This window comes from Lysinibacillus fusiformis (assembly GCF_003049525.1).
In the GTDB taxonomy this organism is placed as follows: Bacteria; Bacillota; Bacilli; order Bacillales_A; family Planococcaceae; genus Lysinibacillus; species Lysinibacillus fusiformis.
The window spans coordinates 38,874-60,653 of sequence record NZ_PYWL01000006.1 but is presented as its reverse complement, the minus strand read 5'-3'; the positions used below and the strand labels follow the sequence as shown (position 1 = coordinate 60,653).

Here is a 21,780-nt window from a genome sequence, read left to right as displayed (position 1 = left end):
TTTCAGCTTTTCAACGTTCTGAATAATAGTTTAAAGAGGTTCTGCTCTTGAATGGGATCTATCCATTCCTTCACTTCAAATACTAATTTAAAAAGGACAAAACATATTAGATATAAAATATGTTTTGTCCTTTGATTTATTTATCTTTTTTTAATTTAGGTTTTGATAACTAAGTTTTAGTAATGCACATTTGAAATTATGTCTCTTTATTTAACGACAATATTTACAAGTTTGCCTGGAATAACGATAACTTTTACTAAGCTCTTTCCTGCCATATATTCTTGTACTTTTTCATCTGCAAGCGCTATTTTTTCAATGTCTTCTTTTGAAGCATCTTTAGCTACGACAATTTTGGCACGAACTTTACCAGCGACTTGCACCGCTACTTCCACTTCATCATCTACAAGTTTTAACTCATCGTATGTTGGCCATTGCTCATAAGAAAGTGTTCCTTCATGACCTAATAGCTTCCAAAGCTCTTCTGCGATATGAGGAGCCATTGGTGCCAACATTTTAACAAAGCCTTCCGCATAAGCTGTTGGGATTACTTCAGCTTTATAGCAATCGTTGATAAATACCATCATTTGTGAAATAGCAGTATTAAAGCGGATACCTTCATAATCCTCTGTCACTTTTTTCACTGTTTGGTGGTATGATTTTTCTAATGTTGCATCATTAGACACTTGAATTTTCGCTGAAATCGTTCCATCCTCTTCATTGACAAGTAGACGCCAAATACGATCTAAGAAGCGACGTGCCCCATCTAAACCATTTGTAGACCAAGCTACAGAAGCCTCAAGTGGCCCCATGAACATTTCATAAAGACGCAATGTATCTGCACCATGTGACTCAATGATTTCGTCTGGGTTCACAACATTCCCTTTAGATTTAGACATTTTTTCATTACCTTCACCAAGAATCATACCTTGGTTAAATAATTTCTGGAATGGCTCTTTCGTATGAACAACGCCTAAATCATATAACACTTTATGCCAGAAGCGTGCGTATAGTAAATGCAATACAGCATGCTCTGCTCCACCAATATAAATATCAACTGGTAACCAGCGTTTTAGTAATTCTGGGTCTGCAATTGCTTCTGTATTGGTAGGATCGATATAGCGTAAGAAGTACCAGCTAGATCCTGCCCATTGCGGCATTGTATTTGTTTCACGGCGTCCCTTTTTACCTGTCTCTGGATCTACAACATTGACCCATTCTGCAATGTTAGCTAATGGTGATTCACCAGTTCCTGAAGGACGGATATTATCTGTTTTCGGTAGCATTAACGGTAATTCCGATTCTGGAACTGCTGTTATCGTACCATCTTCCCAATGGATCATTGGAATAGGCTCTCCCCAGTAACGCTGACGAGAGAATAGCCAGTCGCGCAGACGATAAGATATCTTCTTCTCTCCAACGCCTTTTTGCTCTAACCATTCAATTGCTTTAGCAATACCCTCTACTTTATTTAAGCCATTTAGGAAATCAGAGTTAATATGTTGCCCATCACCTGTAAATGCTTCTTTACTAATGTCCCCACCTTCAAGAACAGGAACAATGTCTAAATTGAATGCTGATGCAAATTCATAGTCACGCTCATCATGTGCAGGAACCGCCATAATAGCACCTGTTCCATAAGACACTAATACATAGTCTGCAATCCAAATTGGCACTTTTTTACCGTTAATCGGATTTACTGCATAGGCACCTGTAAATACGCCAGTTTTTTCTTTTGCTAAATCTGTACGCTCTAAATCAGACTTCATTTTAACTTTTTCTAAATAAGTTTCAACCGCTTGACGTTGATCAGCTGTCGTTATTTGTTCCACTAATTTATGCTCAGGTGCAAGCACACAATATGTAGCGCCAAATAGTGTATCAGGGCGAGTTGTGAACACGGTAAAGTTCTCATCAGTCCCATCGATACCAAATGTTACCTCTGCTCCTTCTGAACGTCCAATCCAGTTACGCTGCATATCTTTAATAGACTCTGGCCAATCAACTTCCTCTAAGTCATCAATTAAACGATCTGCATAGGCAGTAATTTTAAGCATCCATTGCTTCATTGGTCGACGTTCTACTGGATGTCCACCACGCTCTGATTTGCCATCAATTACTTCTTCATTCGCCAATACCGTACCAAGTGCTGGACACCAGTTAACAGCTACTTCATCCACATAAGCTAAACCTTTGTTATAAAGCTGGATAAAAATCCATTGTGTCCATTTATAATACTCTGGATCAGTCGTGTTAATTTCACGATCCCAATCATAGCTGAAACCTAGCTCTTGAATTTGACGTTTGAATGTCGCAATATTTTTCGCTGTAAATTCTGCCGGATCATTCCCCGTATCAAGTGCATATTGCTCCGCTGGTAAACCAAACGCATCCCAGCCCATTGGATGTAATACATTATAGCCTTGCATACGTTTAAAGCGTGATAGAATATCTGTCGCCGTATATCCTTCTGGATGTCCTACGTGTAGTCCAGCGCCAGATGGATATGGGAACATATCTAATGCAAAGAATTTAGGCTTTTCTGTTTCATTTTCAGTTTTGAATGTTTTGTTATCAGCCCAATATTGCTGCCACTTTTTTTCAATTTGTTGATGATTAAAACTCATTTTTTTTCCTCCTTCAATGAATCTTGCTGCTCTTCATTAGAATTGACAAAATATTTAAAAAATAAAAAAACTCGCCCCTTCCTTATAGAAGGGACGAGAGAATTTGCACTCCCGCGGTACCACCCAAATTAGTGATTACACTCGGCTCAAGCTTCCTTAACGCGGAAGAAACGACACACGCTATTTCACGCGGGCAGACTCAGTAGGCGAGTTCGATTTGCTTTCCTACTAGCTTTCACCAGCCGCTAGCTCTCTAAAAAGAACCACAAATCTACTATTCCTCATCACAGTCTTTACATGATATTGCATTTATTCTAATGGAAAGTATTGAAAAGCACAAGCCTTTGTTTACAGCTTACCCATTACTGAACAATTAATTCCTTTTTTTCCTCAGATTTAGAGAATTCTTTGCATTCATGAAAAGCAAAATGCTGACATCCAATACATCGATTTCTGTCCAAATAGCTGAAGGCTCTTGTAATCGCTTCTCCTGTATGCTGATAAAAATGATGGGCTCCAATTTTATCGTAAAGTCCATTTTGCTGAAGGGCTATCTTTAAGTCATCCTGTACCCCTGTTACCAAAATGTTGCCACCCTGTGCTGTAAAATTGTCAATGATATTGCTAAAATATGCTTCACCCGTAGAGTCCATAAAGGGCACTTTCCCCATGCGTAATATCAAAACTCTAGATTGCTGTTGTAAAGTGCTTGCTATCGTTTGTTCAAATCTTTGTGCTGCACCAAAGAACAGTGGACCTTCGATGGTATACAAGCTTATTTGTGGACAATCATGCTGTTGGTGAACGACATGATGCTGCACCTTCTCGCTTTTATTCGAATGGTCTGGTAGTACCTTTGTCACAACAAGCTTTTCACTCATGCGTTTTGCAAACAATAGCACGGCTAACACAAGCCCTACTTCTACCGCTAATGTAAGGCTAGTAAATACGGTTAATAAAAAGGTAATTAATAAAACGAGCGAATCACCAGATTTCAATTTTATAATATGAGCAAAATGCTTACGTTCACTCATATTCCAAGCAACTACCATTAATACGGGTGCCATACTTGCTAAAGGTATATGGGAAGCATATGGTGCTAATAACAATAAGGTGATTAATACAAACACACCATGGATGATACCCGACATTGGGGATACTGCCCCTGTTTTAATGTTAGTTGCAGTACGAGCAATCGCTCCTGTCGCAGGTATTCCTCCAAACATCGGCGTTACGATATTGGCAATTCCTTGACCGATTAGCTCTCGATTACTATTATGCTTGCTATTCGTCATCCCGTCTGCCACGACTGCAGATAACAACGACTCGATACCTCCAAGCATCGCGATGACAAATGCAGGTCCAATAAGCTGCTGTAGGCGCTCGATTGTAATAGTAGGTATTGCGAAATAGGGTAATGTATTAGGTATTTGACCATAGGCTGTGGCAATCGTAGCCACTTGACCTGAAAAAAAGAAAGTCGCCACAAGAGTGGAGACTATAATACCCACTAATGCACCGGGAACCTTTGGAAAGAATTTAGGTGTCATCATTATTGTTATGAAACAAATGACTGCTGTTAAAATACTGAAAATATTAGTAGTTCCAATTTGCTTTCCTATCTCTTGAATATTCGCTATAAAATACTCATGTCTTGTCATATTGGTTAGTCCTAAAAAATTGGCAATTTGACCTGTAAAAATAATTACTGCTATACCTGCTGTAAAACCAATTGTTACAGGACGGGGAATAAATTTTATTAAGGTCCCTAGCTTAAAAATGCCCATTAAGCAAAGCAATACCCCCGCCATTAAACCTGCCAGTAATAAATCCTCATAGCCATACGTTAGGACAATTCCTAAAAGAATCGGCACAAAAGCCCCTGTAGGTCCTCCAATTTGATATTTTGATCCACCAAAAATGGAAATCAAAACACCTGCAATACAAGCCGTATAAATACCATATTCAGGCTTTACACCTGATGCAATAGCAAAGGACATTGCAAGTGGAATAGCAACGATTCCAACAATGATTCCGGACAATAAATCCTTTTTAGCATGATGGACTGAATACCCTTCAAAACGTCCTGTAAACAGTGACTTCATAGATAAATCTTCCCTTCCCAATAATAAGCAAAGCATAACTTTTCCACATTATGGAGGTTACTTATTTTCTTCGTCACTATCATTACTTGTCATTTCCTCTAATCTTGAAATGGTATGAACTAAATGGTTATTAAAAATATCCTTGGCCACACCAAGTAATTCACCAATCATCGGATCGCTTAAAGAATAGTAAACTTTCTTGCCTTCTTTCACTCCATAAACGATATTTTTAGCGCGTAATACACTTAGCTGCTGAGAAACGGCGGATCCCTCTTTCTCTAAGCAATCTTGAATCTCATTGACACTCTTCTGACCTTCTACAAGAAGTTCCAGTATTCTAATACGTAATGGATGTGCTAACGCTTTAAAAAAATCTGCCTTAAACTGCTGCAATCCTTCTTCCATAAAATAAATCCCCCCATACAACTACATATTCAAATATTTGAATATGTATGATTGTAAGCCTATATTGATAATTTTTCAATATCCACTATGAAAAAAAGAGCAAACCAAGTGTGTAACACTCGATTTGCTCTTTGCATTTATTCACTATGAATCTACTACTATGTTGTTCTTCTTGAGAGGATAATCATAAATAAGACATGGTATAATCGCGAACAGCACAATGACTACTAAAGTTAAAACGAGAGGAATCATGCCATATTGATCCACCATAATTCCACCAAACAAAGGACCGATCATACGTCCACCAGTCGCAGCACTGTTAATAATACCCTGATAGAAGCCTTGTCGACCTTTTGGGGCAAGTTGATTTGCAATAGTTGGTAATGCTGGTGTATAAAACATTTCTCCGAAAGTTAAGACAAGCATGGCTACACCAAACATTTTAAAATCACTCGCAAACGCGATAATACCAAAGGATATAGCGATTAAGATGACACCAAAAACCAATTGACGTTTTAACTGATGCTCCCAACGTTTGATAAGCGGTGCAATGAGCGGCTGCCCTATCACAATTAGCAGACCATTAATCGTCCATAGTAAACTATACTGCTTTAATCCTAAACCTAAATCTTGCGTATAGGATGAAATTGTTGCACTCCATTGCGAATAGGCTAGCCAACATAAAACGGAGGATGAACTAATGATTAATAAGGCATAGAATGGTGCCTTGTTAATGATTCGCTTACTTTCACCAACCACATTCTTTGGTGCAATACTCCCTACCTCTAAACGTTTAAATGTCAGCAAAGCAATAATAAAGAATAAAATATACATCCCTAAATTGACCTTAAACACATAGTCAAATTGATAATCGGCCACCACACCTGCAAGTGCAGGACCTACAGCTACACCCACATTTTGAGCCAAATAGATGGCATTAAAGGCCTTTCGCCCACCCTCTGGCCAGGCTGCTCCAGCCAATGCGAACATACTAGGAAAAACAATACCCCCACTAAAGCCTAATATCGTTAAAAACCATACATAATGCGGCCACCCGTGCCAAAGCGTTAAGCCTATTAATGAAGCAATTGTTAAAAGGATTCCAAGCATGATGGCTTTATAACCACCTATTCTATCAAATAGGTAACCACCTAATAGATTGCCTAAAACACCCGCAGCAGAATTTAGCATCAGGACAAAGCCAGCCATCGCCAGCGTTTTCCCTAAATAATCATGCATATATATGGCATTTAAAGGCCATAAAAATGAGTTGCCTGTTGTGTTCACAAGCATTCCGATAATTAAAAACCAAACACGTTTTGGCATTTGATGTCCTCCATTATTTCGCGTCTCTAAATAGCTAGTTTATGCTGAAATACTTAAAAGTACAAGGAAAATAATTTTACCTTTTTTACAATTTATTAAAGGCTATGAATAGCTATAATTCACTAGATCCAAGCGAAAATTGGAGCAACATCTTTCATGATATATCCTTACCCCATGACGGAACGAGATGCTCATGATAAAATAAGGCGTTAGAGGAGTGAAATAGATGACAGAAATTAATTTTCCTTTTCCTTCTGAAGGGAAAAGATACTATACATGGAATCGCTATTTACGCGATCAATTTGGTCACAAAGTATTTAAAGTAGCATTAGATGCTGGCTTTGATTGTCCAAACCGTGATGGTACGGTTGCCTTTGGCGGCTGTACATTTTGCAGCGCTGCAGGCTCAGGTGATTTTGCAGGCAACAAGGTTGATCCGATTGAAGTTCAATTCGCTGAAATTCGAGACAAAATGCACCAAAAATGGAAAGACGGCAAATATATGGCTTATTTTCAGGCCTATACGAATACACATGCCCCGCTCCCAGTGTTAAAGGAAAAATTCGAAGCTGCTTTGGCGCAGGAAGGTGTTATAGGTCTTTCTATTGCTACTCGACCTGATTGTTTACCAGATGATGTTGTAGAATATTTAGCAGAATTAAACAAGCGTACGTATTTATGGATTGAGCTTGGTCTTCAAACCGTTCATGAAAAAACTGCCAATCTTATTAATCGTGCACATGATTATGCAACCTATGTGGAGGGCGTTGAAAAACTTCGAAAGCATGGTATTCGTGTTTGCTCACATATTATAAATGGTCTACCGCTTGAAGATTATGACATGATGATGGAAACTGCACGAGCAGTGGCGAAGCTAGATGTCCAAGGTATTAAAATCCACTTACTTCATTTATTAAAAGGGACACCAATGGTGAAGCAATATGAAAAAGGGATGCTCGAGTTTTTAGATCAGGATGTTTATACAAAACTAGTCGCTGATCAGCTAGAAATTTTACCACCCGATATGGTCATTCATCGCATTACAGGTGATGGACCTATAGATTTAATGATTGGTCCAATGTGGAGCGTTAATAAATGGGAAGTATTGAATGGCATCGATGCCGAATTGGAGCGCCGTGGTAGTTGGCAGGGGAAATTTTATAAGACTGAGGTTGTTAAATGAAACTACAACGAGTTTTACAATATGCTCAACAGCTACTAAAAGATAGTGTGGAAGAAGGAGATACAGTTGTTGACGCCACTGCCGGAAATGGCCATGATACGCTGTTTTTAGCACAGCTAGTCGGGGATGAAGGACAAGTTTATGCTTTTGATGTCCAAAAAGAAGCAGTCGACGCAACACTACATCGTCTACTAGACCATGGTTTAGAACATCGCGCCCTTGTTTTAAATAAAGGGCATGAAGAAGTAGCCAATTTCGTACACAAGAAAGTAGCCGCAGCCATTTTTAATCTCGGCTATTTGCCGGGTGGCAATCATGATATTATTACCAAGCCTAGTACAACGATTCAGGCTATTGAAGACTTGCTTAAGCTTTTAAAGGTTGGCGGTTTAATCATCCTTGTTATTTATCATGGTCACCCTGGTGGCAAAGAAGAACGAGATACTGTAATAGACTTTGTCAGCCAACTTCCACAAAAATATGTCCATGTCTTAAAATACGAATTTCTCAATCAGCAAAATGACCCTCCATTCGTCATTGCGTTAGAAAAGATGAAGGATTATCCTAATTTATAGACAATTTAAAAGGCTAACTAATAGTATAGTGGGAACTATTAGTTAGCCTTTCTCTTTACCTATTTATTTTTACGTTTTTCATTATAGTCTACCCAGAAATCTGCGCCTTTAATGCCTAGTTTACGAGGATCAAAGACAGGGTCTTTTCCTTCTTTTTTCTGTTTCTCGTAATCTTTTAAAGCAACGATAGCCGGTTTCATAATAATTAAAATGGCTAAAACGTTAATCCATACCATCAGACCAAGACCTACATCCCCCATTGCCCAAGCGAGTCCAGACGTACGGATTGTGCCATAGAATGCTGCAATTAAAATCGCTATTTTCGCAATCCAGATGAAGACCTTTTCGGTACTACCTCTAAATAAATAAGCCACATTTGTTTCAGCGATATAGTAATACGCCATAATCGTTATAAAGGCAAAGAAGAATAGTGCGATAGCTACAAATGGTGCACCAAGTCCAGGTAAGGATGATTCAACTGCATATTGCGTATACGCAGCACCTTCCTGAATACTCTTAGCAAATGTCATTTGCTCATCACCCGTTAAGCCGCCTTTATTGAATTCCCCAACATGGATAAATGGATCTGTTCCTTCGGCTGCCTTTTCATCTTGTACATTATACATACCCGTAAATAAAATCATAAAGGCTGTAGCTGAACAAATTAATAAGGTATCAATGTATACAGACGCTGCTTGGACAATCCCTTGTTTAGCAGGGTGGGATACTTCTGCTGCGGCAGCTGGGTGCGCCCCAGTCCCTTGACCAGCCTCATTTGAATAGATTCCTCGTTTCACACCCCAAGCAATTGCGGAGCCAATAATACCTCCAAATATTTCTTGTGCTCCAAATGCACTTGAGAAAATTAAAGCAAAGACGGATGGTACCTCTGAAATATTCATAGCGATTATAATAATTGCCATAATAATATAGGCTATTGCCATGAACGGTACAATTACCTGTGCAGCGTTGGCAATCGATTTAACGCCCCCAATAATGATAGCACCAAGTAAAACGACAATAATTAGTCCTGTAATCCAAGTTTCAATACCGAAAGCGTTTTCAACAGCTCCTGCAATGGCATTCGATTGCACACCTGGCATAAGTATTAACATAGCAATCAAAGCAGCTACAGCGAAAATCACTGCAAACCATTTTTGACCCATTCCTTTTTCTATGTAATAGGCCGGTCCACCACGATATTCAGTATCTTTCTCTTCTTTATAGATTTGCGCTAATGTTGATTCTACATATGCGGTTGCCGCACCAATAAAAGCAATTGCCCACATCCAAAAGACAGCACCAGGTCCACCCATCCCAATAGCTGTTGCAGTACCGGCAATATTCCCTGTACCTACACGACCCGATAGTGCGATAGACATTGCTTGGAAGGAGGAAATCCCCTTTTCTGATTTCTCCCCCTTAAACATTAACACAAACATATCTTTAATAAGTCTTACTTGCAGGAATCTTGTAATGACTGAGAAAAAAAGCCCAATCAACAAGATACCATAAATAAACCAAGGTCCCCATAATATGTCATTCAATTTGCCAACAACTACATCCATCTTACCCCTCCAATTTGAATTACCTTACTTTAAGTCACTATATTATTACACTTTTCAGAAAATTACAATATTATATTTAAGTAACAATATTTAAGTAAGGATCCTATTATTTGGAAGGTGTCGAAACTATTTTATTATATATCCAATCCGTCTAAGAGCATTATTGATAAAATCTCGAATATACATAAAAATCTCTTCACGCTCTACTTCATGAAATAAATTATGATAACAATTTGCCCATTCTTTAAATTGAAACTCGGTTAGCTCTTGCTGATGAAGCCAATTGCGCATTTGTCGAGTTTCCGTAATTTTATCTTTTTCAGCTGTCATAATTAACATAGGCATATTAGGAAATTCATGCTTAGGTAGCATAACTAAATTTTTCATCATCTGTTGAAGCTCACGATACCATTTCACTGAAACAACAGACATAAATGGAATATCATCCTTCATTTCCTCTCTACCCTCAACACTGCGCGTTAATGTTTCAAATGTCAGGTCATGCGTCAATTTAACATTTGCTGTTAATGCACTCAAACTCGTTAAAGCATTTGATAATTTACCTGGTAAAAGCTTCAAATGCAGCCAGGGTGATGTCAAAATAATACCTGCACACTCATACTTTTTCTTTTGCATGGTATGAAGAACTAAAGTAGCGCCTAATCCATGCCCTATTACAAAGGTTGGCAAATTATATGAAAAGGCATTCTCAATGAGATTTCTTGTATATTTATTGTACAATTTGAAGTCCTCATCATGGACACGCGCAAATCTTGCATTGATGCCATGATTCGGTAGATCCCCCATGACTATGTGGAAGCCTTCCATTCTTAATTTTTCTATAAGCCATGCATACCAACGGTGGTTTTCATAAGCACCATGAAGAATAGCAATCACAGCCTTTGCTTGTCCATCAGCTTCCCATTTCCACATTCACATAGTCCTCCTAAAAAATAATTACAATTTGATTATATCGAAATAACAGCACATTTTAATTTTATATTTCCTTAAAGTTGCGTATTTGATACGATAATACTATATCTACAGAAAGAAAAGAGGCGATTCTCATGATTTATCCATTTAAAGATAAAACACCAAAGATCGATCCATCTGTTTTTATTGCCGATTATGCAACTGTTACCGGAGACGTAACAATTGGAGCTGAAACAACTATTTGGTTTAATACCGTAATTCGTGGCGATGTTTCACCAACAATTATTGGTGAACGGGTAAGTATCCAAGATCTTTGCTGCTTACATCAAAGTCCTAGGTTTCCACTCATCATTGAAGATGAGGTCACAGTAGGACACCAAGTGACTTTACATAGCTGTACCATTCGAAAAAATGCCTTAATCGGTATGGGCTCCATTATTTTAGACGGAGCAGAGATTGGAGAGGGTGCATTTATTGGAGCCGGAAGTCTTGTGCCTCCTGGTAAAGTCATACCTCCAAATAGCTTAGCATTAGGTCGTCCAGCGAAAGTTGTCCGAGAATTAAACGCTGAGGATAAAGAGGATATGGAGCGTATCGTACGTGAATACGTAGAAAAAGGTCAGTATTATAAATCTCTACAAAAATAAAAGCTTATAAAGAATACATTCATTATAAAAAATCCCTCGCTTTCCATGACCATTGTTCAAGGAATAAAGGCGGGGCATTTTTGCAAAAAAACAAAAGGGGCAGAAAAGCCCCTTTTGTTCATCATACATTAGAATAATTTTCTAACGACTTCAGCACTTTAGCACAATAGTTTACAGACGTGCTTTTACACGTAATGCGTCAGCTTTATCAGTTTGTTCCCATGGTACATTTAAATCTGTACGACCGAAGTGACCATAGGCTGCAGTTTGTTTATAAATTGGACGACGAAGATTAAGCATTTTAATAATTCCTGCTGGGCGTAAATCAAATAGCTCACGAACCCATTCTACGATTTCGCTTTCCTTCACTTTTCCTGTACCAAATGTATCAACAGCAATGGAAACAGGCTGTGCCACGCCAATTGCATACGCCAACTGGACTTCAGCGCGTTCTGCTAAACCAGCTGCTACAATATTTTTAGCTACATAACGTGCCGCATAAGCAGCTGAACGGTCAACTTTTGTTGCATCCTTACCTGAGAATGCACCGCCACCGTGTCGTGCATAACCACCGTATGTATCAACAATTATCTTACGGCCCGTTAAACCAGCATCTCCTTTTGGCCCACCAATGACGAAACGGCCAGTCGGATTGATAAAGTATTTTGTTTTTGTATCTAATAATTCGCTTGGCACAACAGGAGCAATCACAAGTTGTTTTAGATCAGCCTGAATTTGTTCAAGTGTTGCTTCTTCATCATGCTGTGTTGAAATAACAATTGTATCGACACGTACAGGTACGTTATTGTCATCGTACTCAATTGTTACTTGTGTTTTACCATCGGGGCGTAAATAAGCTAGCTCACCAGATTTACGAACTTCAGTTAAACGACGTGCTAACTTATGAGCTAAGCTAATTGGTAACGGCATTAGCTCAGGTGTTTCATTACATGCATAGCCAAACATTAAGCCTTGGTCCCCTGCACCAATTGCTTCAATATCTGCATCTGTCATAGAACCCTCACGAGCCTCTAAAGCTTGGTCAACACCTTGAGCAATATCTGGAGATTGCTCACCAATTGCTACAAGTACCGCTAAGTTTTCAGCATCAAAGCCATATTTCCCACGTGTATATCCGATTTCTGCCACAGTATCACGTACAATACCTTTGATATCTACATAAGTAGAAGTAGTAATTTCTCCCGCTACTAATACTAATCCTGTTGTTACAGTTGTCTCACACGCTACACGTGCATTTGGATCTTCTGCTAAAATAGCATCTAAAATAGCATCCGAAATCTGGTCACAAATTTTATCTGGATGCCCTTCTGTTACACTTTCTGATGTAAACAGTCGACGTTTTGTCATTTAGTTTTCCTCCTATTACTCTTACAAAAAGTATTTGAATACGGTACTCATTACCCATGTCAAGTCCGCTCCTAAGGATTGAACTCTCAAGCCGCTGTTGTTGTCATTTCACTTTACGTGAAAAAATAACTGCTACTTTTAACACGAGGATTTCGAAAGATCCGTCATTATAATAAGGAAAGAACTACATATACTTACCTTTACATTGATTTTTAACAATAAAAAAATCCTTTACTCACGTTACTATACATGAGGAAAGGAATAATGACTTCGTTACCTTTCACTCTTATCGTTCAAGGGATTTTCCCTTGCATCAGGTTGGCACCAACGCATGTCGTGAAATAATTCATGCAGGTTGCCGGGTTTCACAGGGCCTGACCCTCCACCAGCTCGGGATAAGAGTATCCGTTCAATTTTCATGTTACTGAAAAGGTAGAACGTTGTCAAATATTTTCTTATGTATTACTGTATAGTAAGGAAGGAACAAATAATCACCATAAAAATTTTCATTCTTGGGTGATGATGTAAACAGAAGAAAATTAATCCCTACAACATACCTAGCATCTTGTGGTAACATATGTGTGGCTCAAATTTTAGACAATTTACTGTAGCATTGAATGTTTTCTACTCGAAAAACATTATTTTTTGTCAGTTTATTGAAAAGTAATAAAAACTCTAAAATAATTTCTTAATTAGTATAGATTATTTAACCAATTGTGTTATACTATTTTTGAAATTAAGAAAAAATCCCTCTAAATCAAGGGAATACTATAAAAAAGGATGGTATTTAATCGATGAATTCAGTAGAAATTGCAAACGAACTGAAGGAATTATTAAGCGGCGGTAACATTAACGTTCAACTTTCAGTACCACAATTAGCAGAAAAAGCTACTTCTCGTGGTGAGGCAATGTTAACAGTAGATGGCGCAGTTCGTGCAGAAACTGGCAAATACACTGGTCGTTCACCTAAAGATAAATATACAGTAGAAGAAGAAAGCACAAAAGATCAAATTGACTGGGGTAAAGTCAATCAACCAATTTCCTCTGAAGTGTTCGATAACCTGTATGTAAAAGTAATAAAATATTTAAAAGAACAAGATGAATTATTTGTATTCAAAGGCTTTGCTGGTGCTGACAAAGATTCACAATTAAGCATCCAAGTTATTAATGAATACGCTTGGCACAACCTTTTCGCTCATCAATTATTTATCCGTCCAACTAAAGACGAATTAGCTTCGCATGTTGCAGACTTCACTGTCATCTCAGCTCCTAACTTTAAAGCAGATCCTGCGGTTGACGGTACTGCTTCTGAAACATTCATCATTGTATCACTTGAAAAGAAAATTATCTTAATTGGTGGTACTGAATATGCTGGTGAAATGAAAAAATCTATTTTCGGTATTATGAACTACTTATTACCACAACAAGGTATCCTTTCTATGCACTGTTCAGCAAACGTTGGTGAAGCTGGCGATGTAGCATTATTCTTCGGTCTATCTGGTACTGGTAAAACAACATTATCCGCTGATCCAGACCGTAAGCTTATCGGTGACGATGAACACGGCTGGTCTGATAATGGTGTATTCAATATTGAGGGTGGTTGCTATGCAAAAACGATCAACCTTTCTGCTGAGAAAGAACCAGAAATCTACAATGCAATCCGCTTCGGCTCTGTTTTAGAAAACGTAGCTGTTGATCCAGAAACTCGTATTTGTGATTATGATGATGGATCATTAACAGAAAATACACGTGTAGCTTATCCGATTCAATACATCGAAAACATTGTTGATCCTTCTGTAGCAGGTCATCCAAAAACAATCATCTTCCTAACAGCTGATGCGTTTGGCGTTTTACCTCCTATCAGTAAATTAACAAAAGAGCAAGCTATGTATCACTTCTTAAGTGGTTTCACTTCAAAACTTGCTGGAACTGAACGTGGTGTAACAGAGCCAGAACCAGTATTCTCTACTTGCTTCGGTTCTCCATTCCTTCCACTTCCTGCAACAGTTTATGCAGAAATGTTAGGTCAAAAAATTGACGAACATGGCGCACAGGTATTCCTAGTGAACACTGGTTGGACTGGTGGAGAATATGGTACTGGTAGCCGTATGAAGCTTTCTTATACACGTACAATGGTGCGCGCAGCTATCGATGGTAAATTAACAAATGTTGAAACGACACAAGATGCTGTATTTGGTTTACACATCCCAACAGCAGTTGAAGGTGTACCTTCACAAGTGTTAAATCCTCGTGAAGCATGGGCAGATAAAGCTGCATACGATGCAAAAGCTGCTGAACTTGCAGGTTTATTCAACGAAAACTTCCAGAAATTTGCAAACGTTTCTGAAGCCATCACTACACTTGGTGGCCCATTAAAATAACAACTAGAACAAGAAAAGGGAACGAGATAATTCGTTCTCTTTTTCTTTCCCATAAAACATAGATGAAGCTAATATAGGGAGATACATATGAAAAGAAAATACAAATTACTAGTAGCAATCATTACTATATTATTGGCATTATTTATTGGTGCTGGTTTTTTTGCAGGCAACTACTTTTATAATCTGGCATTAAATCCGGATACTGATAAAACAGCTGTTCTAGATGCCCCCCATAATTTAATTGATAGCAATTCAAATGAGGCTCAAGAGAAAGAGGACCGTGAGCAATGGTTTAACAAGCATTATGAGGAGAAGGCTATTCAATCCTATGATTCTCTTAATCTGCATGCTTACGCTATCCAAAACAGCCAGCCCACGGACAAATGGGCTATTATTTTCCATGGCTATTCAAGTGATGGTACACAAATGACTAAGTATGCTAAACAATTTTATGATATGGGCTATCATGTGCTAATTCCCGATGCAAGAGGACATGGTCAAAGTGAAGGTGATTATATCGGCATGGGGTGGCATGATCGTTTTGATGTTGTTTCATGGATTGACGACATTGTAAACGGGAATAAAGATGCTGAAATTGTGCTATTTGGAGTTTCAATGGGAGGCGCCACTGTGATGATGGCTTCAGGCGAGGATTTGCCGTCAAATGTAAAGGCAATCATTGAGGATTGCGGTTATTCTTCCGTATGGGATGAATTTTCCTATCAATTACAAGCAATCTTTCACTTGCCTTCATTCCCAATTATGCAATTCTCTTCAGTCGTAACTAAATTAAAAGCAGGCTATACTCTGGGAGAAGCTAGTGCTGTTGATCAAGTGGCAAAATCGAAAACCCCTATGCTGTTTATTCATGGAGACAACGATACTTTTGTCCCTTCGACCATGTTGAATGACGTATATGAGGCAGCAAATGTACCGAAGCAAAAATTACTTGTCGAAGGTGCTGGTCATGGCGAGGCGGAAAGCGTAGCTGGCGAGCTCTATTGGGAAACGATTCAGTATTTCTTAGAAACTTATATGAAATAATAAAGTGCCCCTTCTTTTAGAATACCTATTCATCTCCAGATGATAGCTATTTAAGAAGGGGCCTTAATAATTTCATTTTCTAGTGTTGCTTCATCCATTCACAAAGAGCACGTACGGTTTCACGATTTTTAGCTGGCGGGTATTGGTGTGCATAATGAAGGTCATACCATGTTTCGTATGTTTTATTAGCATCCTCTAAGAAAAATGCCAGTTGTCTAGCATGCTCTATATCCACATTCTCATCCTGATAGCCATGAATAATTAACACTGGAGCTGTTATATGCTCTACTTCAAACAAAGGTGTACGAGCATCATAGGCTTCTGGTACACGGTTTGGTGTTCCTCCGATAACGCGTTTCATCATCCGTCGCATATCTGTACGTTCCCAGTAAGTGGCCGTTGCATCAGAAACTCCAGCCCATGTCACAACGGAAGTAATATCCCTTCGTAAAATTGCTGTCCATAGAGCCATGATGCCTCCACGCGAAAAGCCAAAAACATGAATATTATCATTGCAAAATTGCTTCAGTACATCAACAGCAAAAACAGCATCATAACGATCCGCCCCTGCAAACTCATCTTTGCCCTCGCCACCTCTATTTCCACGATAATACGGTGCAAAGACGATAAAGCCTTGAGCGGCAAATTGGGCAATACGTGAGGGTCTTACCATACCTATGCTTTGCATACCCCCTCTTAAATATAAAAAGCCATCATATGTACCCTCAGTTTTCGGCTCTGCTAGAAGTCCTTTTATTCGCAAGCCCTGTGACATATAAGTGATTTCAGTTAAACGTATTGCTGGATTGGGTGAAGGATAGGCGCGCTTTTCAACGATATCACCATTTTTTGTCACGTCGTTTCAACTCCTCCAGCATTTTCTTCATTCCTTCATCCTTCATATGAAAGCTCAAGTTTGGATGATGGGTAAATTCCTCATCAGATAACCACAGCATACCGGATGTTTCTAAATCAAATTCAATGTCCTCCTGCCCAGCAAATTGTGCAGTAAAAACCGTTTTACAAAATAATATGTCATCATGAACCGCATATTCTGCAAACCATTGAAGATTTTTCACACGGACACCGGTTTCTTCAAATACTTCCCTTATAGCTGCATCCTCTAGCGTTTCGCCTTTCTCCAATTTGCCTCCTGGCACCTCGACACCACGTCGTTTATGTATAGTACATAGCCACTTATTTTGATGCTTTAATAAAACAAGGACGTGTTTGGGTTCTACGGTAGACTCCCCTCTCGTAAAACTCAATTCTACGCGCAGGCCATGTAAATCTGTAAATGTTAACATATCTTCAACCTCACGTTCTTTCATGCTGAATAACAGAAGTCATTTTTCATTGCCTTCACTTACAGGCATCGTGAATTCCTAATTTCTGTTTTGTTGGGATTGCATTTCCACTAAGTGCAAATCATTTAAATCCCTCTAGTTTATCTAAGTTAACTATAGAGTAATCATACAGAAACAAGCAACTTTAAATATAGTGTAAGCAAGCAAAAAAGCGTGCTTCAAATGAAGACACGCTTTACATTAAATGACTCGTTCACCATCGAAATAAACAACCGGATTTTTCACTACACAATCAATATGGACATCCGCTGTATTTGCTCCACCGAATGGTACATTGCTACCGAATGCGATATGGATTGTCCCATAGACCTTCTCATCTTCTAATACATTACCACATAACATAGCACTTTTATTAGCTCCAATGCCGAACTCTGCGATGATCCGACCATTCTCTTCGCCAAGTAACTCTAGCAATCGAGGACCATCCGGACCAATTGCTTCTACTAATCGTCCATTAGAAATTTTTAATAATAATGGTTCCTTTAAGACTCCAATATTAGCAATAGAACCATCCACTAAAATTTCACCATTTGCAGATGTCTCTATTGGCGCAATATAGGATTCACCGGAGGGAATATTACCATGCTCTCCTGCTTGGCGAATAACGCCAGTCGAACGAATGCCTAAGCGGTTTTCTACACTAAATGTTAGCTCATGACCATCCTTAACAATTCGAATTCCTGCCGCCTTATCGAGAAGCTGGACATATTTTTCTACCATTTCCTCAATCTCTTGCGCATCTGCATGAAGCGCACCTTGTTCCAGCATCTCCCACGTAATACCTGGCATAGTCGCTACACGACCACCTTTTTCACAGGCATTTTTACGGGCTGCTGTATGTGTCAAGGAGTGAGTAGTCAAACAAAGTGAGACATCAGCATTTGCCAAAAGCGATGAAACTGCATGAATAGGCTCCTGTCCTGATTTCTCCAATAACGGCATAACCATAAGCATTGTATTAGCCGTTATTGTTAGCCCAGCCTCATAAAAGATTGTTGCTAAGTCTTGCTTTTGAACATCTGTCAAAATTAAAAGCGTTTCTGACGATTGAACATTTAAATGATCTTTTAATACCTTCAGTGCAATATCATGTAAATGCTGCATAGTAGCACTCCTTAATTAAAATTCAAATGATATCTACGAATGATTCCTTCTATTTCATTTCTAGCATCTGTTAAAGGACCCAAAAATTCAGGTACTCGTTGTTCCGTAAATCGGTAGATAGGGCCAGAAACAGTGATAGAGGCTACGACCTTTTCATCACTATTAAATATAGGCATAGCAAGTGCCAATACATCGACGGAATATTCACTGTTACTGAGTGCATAACCACAGCTACGTATTTTTTCAAGCTCTAACCGTATGTCATTTGCATTCGTCATCGTATTGGTCGTATAAGCGGTTAGCGGTTCATCAATAACCTTAGAAATTTGCTCATCACTTAGGAAAGCAAGCATAGAACGATAGGAAGCACCTACATAAAGCGGAGATCTACTTCCTCTTGAAACAGTAAACTTCACCTTATTCACAGGCTCCGCTTTTAATAAAGTTAACGCTTCCAATCCATTTAAAACTGTAAATATGGCGGTTTCACCAGTAACATCCTTTAAGTTATCAAGAACAGGCATACATAGCTGATCTATGTTTAATGAATCATACATATTCATACCAATTTCCCATAATGCAATACCCAAGGAGTACTTTTTGGTTACTGGATCCTTTGTAATAAACCCATTATTCTCAAATGTTTCGAGAATGCGATATAAATTTGTATGATTCATGTTCATCGCCATCGCTAACTCTCGACCACCCCATACAGGCTTTTCCTTTGTAAACATCTTTAAAACCGCAATTGATAAATTTAACGTCTTTAGCATATCTCTCATCCTTTTGATCTATTTATCTGTACAAACGGCTGCAAATCCCTCTCTTAAGGGGGATTAATTGAAAGATTTAACAGCCGTCAGCACCTGATATCACTTTATCAAAAGTAAGAGAGTAGCTAATCTCTTACTTTTGATAGAGGAAATCAATAGCAGCAGTAATATATACTTTTGCACAGCGTACGATATCCTCAACACGCACTTTTTCATTATACCCGTGAATGCTTGGTAAATAGGCCGGGCCGTATTGCAAAACCGGAATATCATACTGTCTGAAATGTCGAGCATCACTGCTTGCCCATTGCATAACACCATAAGCTTCTAATCCTGTTACAAATGAAATATTATCCACAATCGATTGGCAAACGGGATTTTCAGCTGGGGTATAATTGGCTACACTTTTGAAACCAAAACGTCTGATCGAATACTCAATGTCTAAGGCATCTAATTTATTCTTCAAGATTTCCGTTACTTCCTCCTGTGTAATACCGAATGGTAACCGACAATCGACCTGTACCTTACAATAATCTGGGATAACATTGGACTTCGTACCTCCCTCAATTGTACCAATATTTACAGTAATTTTCTCTAGTACTTCTTGATATTTCAGGCGGTCTTTCTCCACTTCACGCATATATTTTTTCGATACTTCTATTAGTGGCTGTACTTCTTCAGGAATGACAATATTCATGTCCCATAATGTGCGAATTTCTTGAATAGCTCGGATTGCATCATTAATTGCATTACGACCCGCTAAAGGTGATAAGCTACCATGTCCAGGTTCCCCATGCACTTCTAATTCAAACCAGTAGGAGCCTTTTTGCCCAATTGTCGGATTTAATGGAGATGAAGGCTCTGCAATTAAACATCCATCACCCTTAACTAAACCTCGCTCCAACAACCAAGGAACACCAAATTCCCCACCAGTTTCTTCGTCAGGTACAATGGCTAATGTTAATTTTCCTGGCAATTCAATATTCAATTTCTTGAGTAGTTTTGTAGCAAAAATAATACCTGCTAAACCTGCTTTCATATCGCTTGCACCACGCCCAAGCATCCAACCATCCTTCACTTCTCCAGAGAAAGGATCAAAATCCCATTTAGATAAGTCTCCAACAGGCACAACATCTGTATGCCCACAATAAACAAGTTCTTTGCCTTCACCATTTCCAATAGAAGCTACTAAATTAAACATTTTATCCGCAGCCTCATATTTTTGGTAAGCAATGCCTACATCATTTAGATAGTGCTCGATAAAGGCAGTTATTTCAGTCGTATCTCCTGGAGGATTCACACTTGGAATTTGAATGAGTTTCGAACAAAAATCAATTAACTCTTCTTGATGATTTTCCACTTCATCTACTAGTTGCAATTTTAGTGCTTGTAAGTCATTCATGTGCTTGTACCTCATTTCCTTTAGTTTGCAAATGCTTCATGCTACCGTATAAATTTTTCATATGTGTAAACTGCTTTTCATCAAAGAAAGAGCATTTATGTGCACCGTACGTTTTCGCCACTTCTAAGACAAATCGAACAACATTCTCTACATCTGTAACATGTGTTGCACCTGTTGCACAGCCTGCCACGATAGATTCGGTTGTAATTGCTACCCCTACAACAGGACTTGATGTCGCCACAGCGGGTTGTAAAATACTATTGATATGGAATAAACCATTCCCATATGGGGTAATGTCTTGCATTGTTAGCGGCAGTACAACTGGTGCAATACCTGCTGATTGCGTGTAAATTTGAAGCAAATCATCACTAATTTTTAATATGTAACCTTCTTTAACTGTTGGTGTAATGGCAAATCCTTTATGGTTACATACTTGGTTACCTTTTGTTGTATCAATTGAAAGAATAGCATCCATTGTTTCTTCCACTTCATTCTCGTTCATGACGCTAATATCGACTGGAGAATTCATAAATGGCACTGGCTCATGTGGTAAAGTGGGTGCAGTTGGACAAATATGAGTGGAGAAAATTACATCCCCCTCTAACTGGTCACCTTTTAAAGCCATATCAATCGCTTTTGCAGCGGAGGCCATACAGGCTAGTGCACCATCTCCATCCGATACAAAGCCCGTCATTTCAGGGCGTGCCCCAATACCGCCTAAGCGACCGATGATTCCTAATGTAGGCGCATAGCCACCTGAGGATTTACCATTCTTACCTTTCACTAGAACGCGGACAAAATCGGTTGAGCCATTTTCACCTTTAATTGTTTTAACTACTACATCTGCTGCTGGATTAATATTGTGTAAATACTCTTTCATAACTTCACCATTTACATACATACTATCCATTACCTCGTATAACTCCATAACATGCTTCAATGACATAATTAGTCCGCTCCTTTTTCTATCAAAAA

At 38.8% G+C, this 21,780-nt stretch carries 18 protein-coding genes, 1 riboswitch and 1 other annotated feature; of the genes, 5 read left to right on the top strand and 13 right to left on the bottom strand.

All coding sequences use genetic code 11. The annotated features are described in order from the left end of the window. Positions 1 to 206: 206 nt before the first annotated feature. The 4 genes from leuS to C9J29_RS14835 form a co-directional block, all read right to left on the bottom strand. On the bottom strand, positions 207 to 2,624 hold the full coding sequence (gene leuS / locus C9J29_RS14850) for a leucine--tRNA ligase (protein ID WP_107922374.1): 2,418 nt from the start codon (positions 2,622 to 2,624) through the stop codon (positions 207 to 209). A gap of 86 nt (positions 2,625 to 2,710) precedes the next feature. Then, positions 2,711 to 2,921, bottom strand: a binding site (T-box leader). Between the two features lie 65 nt (positions 2,922 to 2,986). Continuing rightward, entirely contained in the window at positions 2,987 to 4,729 is a 1,743-nt protein-coding gene (locus C9J29_RS14845) for a SulP family inorganic anion transporter (RefSeq protein ID WP_107922373.1), read from the bottom strand. A gap of 57 nt (positions 4,730 to 4,786) precedes the next feature. Further along, positions 4,787 to 5,134 (bottom strand): ArsR/SmtB family transcription factor, encoded by a 348-nt coding sequence (locus C9J29_RS14840; protein ID WP_008176651.1) that lies wholly within the window; start codon positions 5,132 to 5,134, stop codon positions 4,787 to 4,789. 144 nt (positions 5,135 to 5,278) lie between these two features. Beyond that, complete coding sequence (locus tag C9J29_RS14835) at positions 5,279 to 6,460, bottom strand: MDR family MFS transporter (protein ID WP_008176650.1); 1,182 nt, start codon at positions 6,458 to 6,460, stop codon at positions 5,279 to 5,281. A gap of 226 nt (positions 6,461 to 6,686) precedes the next feature. On the opposite strand from C9J29_RS14835, the gene mnmL reads away from it, so the two are divergent. Both mnmL and mnmM read left to right on the top strand, forming a co-directional pair. Continuing rightward, the gene (gene mnmL, locus C9J29_RS14830) at positions 6,687 to 7,643 is read left to right on the top strand and encodes a tRNA modification radical SAM protein MnmL/YtqA (protein ID WP_089985609.1); all 957 of its coding nucleotides are present in this window, start codon (positions 6,687 to 6,689) and stop codon (positions 7,641 to 7,643) included. After that, complete coding sequence (gene mnmM / locus C9J29_RS14825) at positions 7,640 to 8,218, top strand: tRNA 5-(aminomethyl)-2-thiouridylate-methyltransferase MnmM (RefSeq protein WP_089985606.1); 579 nt, start codon at positions 7,640 to 7,642, stop codon at positions 8,216 to 8,218. The genes mnmL and mnmM overlap by 4 nt, the downstream gene beginning before the upstream one ends. Before the next feature lie 59 nt (positions 8,219 to 8,277). On the opposite strand, the gene C9J29_RS14820 is transcribed toward mnmM, so the two are convergent. Next, the gene (locus C9J29_RS14820) at positions 8,278 to 9,786 is read right to left on the bottom strand and encodes an alanine/glycine:cation symporter family protein (protein ID WP_107922372.1); all 1,509 of its coding nucleotides are present in this window, start codon (positions 9,784 to 9,786) and stop codon (positions 8,278 to 8,280) included. Between the two features lie 126 nt (positions 9,787 to 9,912). Then, positions 9,913 to 10,719, bottom strand: coding sequence for an alpha/beta hydrolase (locus C9J29_RS14815; RefSeq protein ID WP_008176643.1), 807 nt, complete (start codon positions 10,717 to 10,719; stop codon positions 9,913 to 9,915). Between the two features lie 134 nt (positions 10,720 to 10,853). Here C9J29_RS14815 and C9J29_RS14810 point away from each other — a divergent pair, with 134 nt between their 5' ends. Continuing rightward, positions 10,854 to 11,366, top strand: coding sequence for a gamma carbonic anhydrase (locus C9J29_RS14810; RefSeq protein WP_036220965.1), 513 nt, complete (start codon positions 10,854 to 10,856; stop codon positions 11,364 to 11,366). Between the two features lie 171 nt (positions 11,367 to 11,537). Here C9J29_RS14810 and metK read toward each other — a convergent pair whose 3' ends face one another. Next, the gene (gene metK / locus C9J29_RS14805; RefSeq protein ID WP_107922371.1) at positions 11,538 to 12,734 is read right to left on the bottom strand and encodes a methionine adenosyltransferase; all 1,197 of its coding nucleotides are present in this window, start codon (positions 12,732 to 12,734) and stop codon (positions 11,538 to 11,540) included. Between the two features lie 283 nt (positions 12,735 to 13,017). After that, positions 13,018 to 13,136: riboswitch (SAM riboswitch) on the bottom strand. A 392-nt stretch (positions 13,137 to 13,528) separates the two neighbouring features. Here metK and pckA point away from each other — a divergent pair. Together pckA and C9J29_RS14795 are read left to right on the top strand one after the other, a co-directional pair. Next, on the top strand, positions 13,529 to 15,115 hold the full coding sequence (pckA, locus tag C9J29_RS14800; RefSeq protein WP_089985604.1) for a phosphoenolpyruvate carboxykinase (ATP): 1,587 nt from the start codon (positions 13,529 to 13,531) through the stop codon (positions 15,113 to 15,115). 87 nt (positions 15,116 to 15,202) lie between these two features. After that, positions 15,203 to 16,159, top strand: coding sequence for an alpha/beta hydrolase (locus C9J29_RS14795; RefSeq protein WP_089985603.1), 957 nt, complete (start codon positions 15,203 to 15,205; stop codon positions 16,157 to 16,159). Positions 16,160 to 16,238: 79 nt separating this feature from the next. On the opposite strand, the gene C9J29_RS14790 is transcribed toward C9J29_RS14795, so the two are convergent. The 6 genes from C9J29_RS14790 to C9J29_RS14765 all read right to left on the bottom strand — a co-directional run bounded on the left by C9J29_RS14790 (position 16,239) and on the right by C9J29_RS14765 (position 21,751). Beyond that, entirely contained in the window at positions 16,239 to 17,015 is a 777-nt protein-coding gene (locus tag C9J29_RS14790; protein WP_008180377.1) for an alpha/beta hydrolase family protein, read from the bottom strand. Next, positions 16,999 to 17,466, bottom strand: coding sequence for an NUDIX domain-containing protein (locus C9J29_RS14785; RefSeq protein ID WP_107922407.1), 468 nt, complete (start codon positions 17,464 to 17,466; stop codon positions 16,999 to 17,001). The genes C9J29_RS14790 and C9J29_RS14785 overlap by 17 nt, the downstream gene beginning before the upstream one ends. A gap of 240 nt (positions 17,467 to 17,706) precedes the next feature. Then, the gene (locus C9J29_RS14780) at positions 17,707 to 18,630 is read right to left on the bottom strand and encodes an aminopeptidase (protein ID WP_090003229.1); all 924 of its coding nucleotides are present in this window, start codon (positions 18,628 to 18,630) and stop codon (positions 17,707 to 17,709) included. Between the two features lie 11 nt (positions 18,631 to 18,641). Beyond that, the gene (locus tag C9J29_RS14775; RefSeq protein WP_043990725.1) at positions 18,642 to 19,403 is read right to left on the bottom strand and encodes an IclR family transcriptional regulator; all 762 of its coding nucleotides are present in this window, start codon (positions 19,401 to 19,403) and stop codon (positions 18,642 to 18,644) included. A gap of 133 nt (positions 19,404 to 19,536) precedes the next feature. After that, entirely contained in the window at positions 19,537 to 20,805 is a 1,269-nt protein-coding gene (locus C9J29_RS14770; protein ID WP_090003230.1) for a M20 family metallopeptidase, read from the bottom strand. After that, entirely contained in the window at positions 20,798 to 21,751 is a 954-nt protein-coding gene (locus C9J29_RS14765; protein ID WP_008180369.1) for a DUF1177 domain-containing protein, read from the bottom strand. Before C9J29_RS14765 ends, C9J29_RS14770 begins: the two co-directional genes overlap by 8 nt. Positions 21,752 to 21,780 lie beyond the last annotated feature (29 nt).

Coding starts and splice junctions, on each gene's coding strand:
- C9J29_RS14810 (WP_036220965.1), top strand. CDS start 10,854: ATGATTTATCCATTTAAAGATAAAACACCAAAGATCGATCCATCTGTT.
- mnmL (WP_089985609.1), top strand. CDS start 6,687: ATGACAGAAATTAATTTTCCTTTTCCTTCTGAAGGGAAAAGATACTAT.
- C9J29_RS14815 (WP_008176643.1), bottom strand. CDS start 10,719: ATGTGGAAATGGGAAGCTGATGGACAAGCAAAGGCTGTGATTGCTATT.
- C9J29_RS14835 (WP_008176650.1), bottom strand. CDS start 6,460: ATGCCAAAACGTGTTTGGTTTTTAATTATCGGAATGCTTGTGAACACA.
- mnmM (WP_089985606.1), top strand. CDS start 7,640: ATGAAACTACAACGAGTTTTACAATATGCTCAACAGCTACTAAAAGAT.
- C9J29_RS14795 (WP_089985603.1), top strand. CDS start 15,203: ATGAAAAGAAAATACAAATTACTAGTAGCAATCATTACTATATTATTG.
- C9J29_RS14820 (WP_107922372.1), bottom strand. CDS start 9,786: ATGGATGTAGTTGTTGGCAAATTGAATGACATATTATGGGGACCTTGG.
- C9J29_RS14780 (WP_090003229.1), bottom strand. CDS start 18,630: ATGCAGCATTTACATGATATTGCACTGAAGGTATTAAAAGATCATTTA.
- C9J29_RS14775 (WP_043990725.1), bottom strand. CDS start 19,403: ATGCTAAAGACGTTAAATTTATCAATTGCGGTTTTAAAGATGTTTACA.
- C9J29_RS14770 (WP_090003230.1), bottom strand. CDS start 20,805: ATGAATGACTTACAAGCACTAAAATTGCAACTAGTAGATGAAGTGGAA.
- metK (WP_107922371.1), bottom strand. CDS start 12,734: ATGACAAAACGTCGACTGTTTACATCAGAAAGTGTAACAGAAGGGCAT.
- C9J29_RS14765 (WP_008180369.1), bottom strand. CDS start 21,751: ATGTCATTGAAGCATGTTATGGAGTTATACGAGGTAATGGATAGTATG.
- C9J29_RS14840 (WP_008176651.1), bottom strand. CDS start 5,134: ATGGAAGAAGGATTGCAGCAGTTTAAGGCAGATTTTTTTAAAGCGTTA.
- C9J29_RS14845 (WP_107922373.1), bottom strand. CDS start 4,729: ATGAAGTCACTGTTTACAGGACGTTTTGAAGGGTATTCAGTCCATCAT.
- pckA (WP_089985604.1), top strand. CDS start 13,529: ATGAATTCAGTAGAAATTGCAAACGAACTGAAGGAATTATTAAGCGGC.
- leuS (WP_107922374.1), bottom strand. CDS start 2,624: ATGAGTTTTAATCATCAACAAATTGAAAAAAAGTGGCAGCAATATTGG.
- C9J29_RS14785 (WP_107922407.1), bottom strand. CDS start 17,466: ATGTTAACATTTACAGATTTACATGGCCTGCGCGTAGAATTGAGTTTT.